The following is a 2233-nucleotide window of genomic DNA, read 5'->3' as shown; positions in this document are numbered from 1 at the left end:
GACGACGACGCGGCCGGGCCGGGCCCGGTGACCGGGCCGCTGCCGGTGCCCAAGGACTACCCGCTGCGCTTCGACATGGTGCTGGAGGAGGTCCGCAGCCTGGCCGGTGGCCGGCCGGCGCCCGGCCACCGTGCCGGGGACCTGCTCGTCTTTGCCGGGCGGGCAAAGCTGCTGGGACCGCAGCACCTGAGGGTGCGGCTCTCCGGCGGGTTCGACAACGCCGCGGAGTTCCCGCCCCAGGACCTGGGCCCCGGGGGAGAAGCACGCTACCTCCATCCTGTTCGCACGGTGACCCCGGCGGACGTCGCGGCCGGAGACCTGACCGTTTCCTTCACCTGCTCCGCTGAACCGGCGGACGAACCTTCCGGTGGCGCCCCGGTGGCGAGCCGCACGCGGGAGTTCAGCATCGACGTCGTCAGCGGTGCGATCCGCGAGACGTGACGCGCGCCTCGGCACCAACCCGGTGCCCTCCCAGCGAGGTGTGCAAGGATTTAACCCGGGATCAACGAGCGCCGCCTGGCGGTGGCGGAGACGCAGAACGGAGAGGGATTGCAGGACAAGGACCCAGACCAGGAATCCATGTCACCCATGACTCCGCAGGCGGGAATGCTGCCGATCATCAAGCCGAAAAACATCCCTGCCAACGACGCCGGCCGCGGCTCCGGCGCCGGACGCGCCGGTTCGGCCGCAGGACCCCAGACCACCCACCCTCCGGTGCCACGTCCGACGGACCGGCCGGTAGCCAAGCAGGTCAAGCCTGTCCCCAGCGGCACCGCGCCGCTGCCAGCCTCCGCGGCGGCCTCGCGCTCCAACGCGGCGGCCCGCCGGATGCTGCGCAAGCTCGTGCAGGGCGAGGCGCCGCCCACCGCGCCGATGAGCATTGTCGAAAGGCTGGCCGGCAGCCCCTACGCGAACCCGATGATCCAGACGGCCGGGGTCGATGCCTCCGCCCGCATCACGCTGGATTTTGCCCTGGACGTGGCGGAAACCATGTTCCGCTACGGCGCCGGCGCGCTGGAGGTGGAGACCAGCATCATCGCCGTCACCGCGGCCTTCGGGCTCAGCGACATCGACGTGGACATCACCAACCAGTCCGTGGTGATCAACTACGCCAAACCGGACACGATTCCCATCACCGTGATGCGGGTGGTCCGGTCCTGGACCAACAACTACGCCGGCCTGTCCCTGGTCCACGAACTGGTCACCGACATCGTCAACGGCGGGGTGGGCCGCAGCGAAGCCAAGGAACGGCTGCAGGAGATCACCTCGCGTCCCAAGCCCTTCGCCCGGTGGATGGCCATCGCGGCCGGCGGCGTATTCTCCGGCTTCATCATTGCCTTCCTCGGCGGCAGCGTCTTCGCGGCCCTGGTGGGCGGCATCTCCACCGTGCTGATGGGTTTGGTGGGGCGGAAGCTGAGCAAATGGCGGATGCCGGACTTCTTCATCACCGGCATCGGCGCCTGCCTGGCCACCGTCATGGCGCTGCTCTTTTGGACGCTGCACGTGCCGATGAGCCCGTCGCTGGTAATCGCCGGCGGCATCCTGTTCCTCTTGCCGACCGGCCGGCTGGTCTCCGCCACCCAGGATGCGATTAACGGCTTCCCGGTCACCGCGTCGGGGCGTTATCTCTCGGCCTTCTTTACCTTCGCTGCGATTGCCGCCGGCGTCGCCGTGGGGCTGGTGGGCGGCTCGATGGTCGGCGTCAGCCTGCCCGAAGTCTTCGTGGAGGGCCAAGGCCAGTACCCCTACGTGGTGCGGGCGCTGCTGCTCGTCGTGGCGACCATTGCCCTCAGCATGACGGAGCAGACCAAGCTGAACATGCTGCTGCCCACGGCCGCCGTCGGGCTGGTCGGGCTGCTGATCTACGACTTCGCGGTGTGGGCGGGGATCGGGGACCGGATCGGTCCGGCCGTCGGCGCCGTGGTGATCGGGTTCCTCGGGCGCATTGTGGGCCTGCGGATGGGCTCGCCGCAGCTGGTGGTGGCGGTGCCGGCCGTGCTGTTCCTGCTGCCCGGGCTGTCCGTGTTCCGGTCCATCTTCGAGCTGACCGTCAACTCGGAGGCGCCGTTCAACGGCATCCTGGGGCTGTTCGGTGCGCTGACGGTGATCCTGGCCATCGCCGGCGGTACGGTGCTCGGCGACAACCTGGCTCGGCCGTTCACGAAGGGGCTGGGCTCGAACGAAAACCGGCGGGCCCGGCGCCGCTAAGGACGCCGGATCCGCCGGGCGCGGG

At 69.7% G+C, this 2233-nt stretch carries 1 protein-coding gene and 1 pseudogene; both read left to right on the top strand.

Features of this window, described 5'->3' with window-relative positions; genetic code table 11:
• Positions 1–441, top strand: a pseudogene (locus AC5RV2_RS17225) (hypothetical protein); the annotation flags it as partial.
• A gap of 138 nt (positions 442–579) precedes the next feature.
• Positions 580–2208, top strand: a complete 1629-nt coding sequence (locus AC5RV2_RS17220) for a threonine/serine exporter family protein (protein WP_494093351.1) — start codon at positions 580–582, stop codon at positions 2206–2208.
• Positions 2209–2233 lie beyond the last annotated feature (25 nt).

The organism is Arthrobacter sp. Y3225116 (assembly GCF_059091245.1).
Note: the sequence above shows the minus strand (reverse complement) of the source record. Positions and strands in the feature narration are given on the sequence as shown.

Bases quoted from the DNA above. Each gene is read 5' to 3' on its own strand.
- AC5RV2_RS17220 (WP_494093351.1), top strand. From the start codon at position 580: ATGTCACCCATGACTCCGCAGGCGGGAATGCTGCCGATCATCAAGCCG.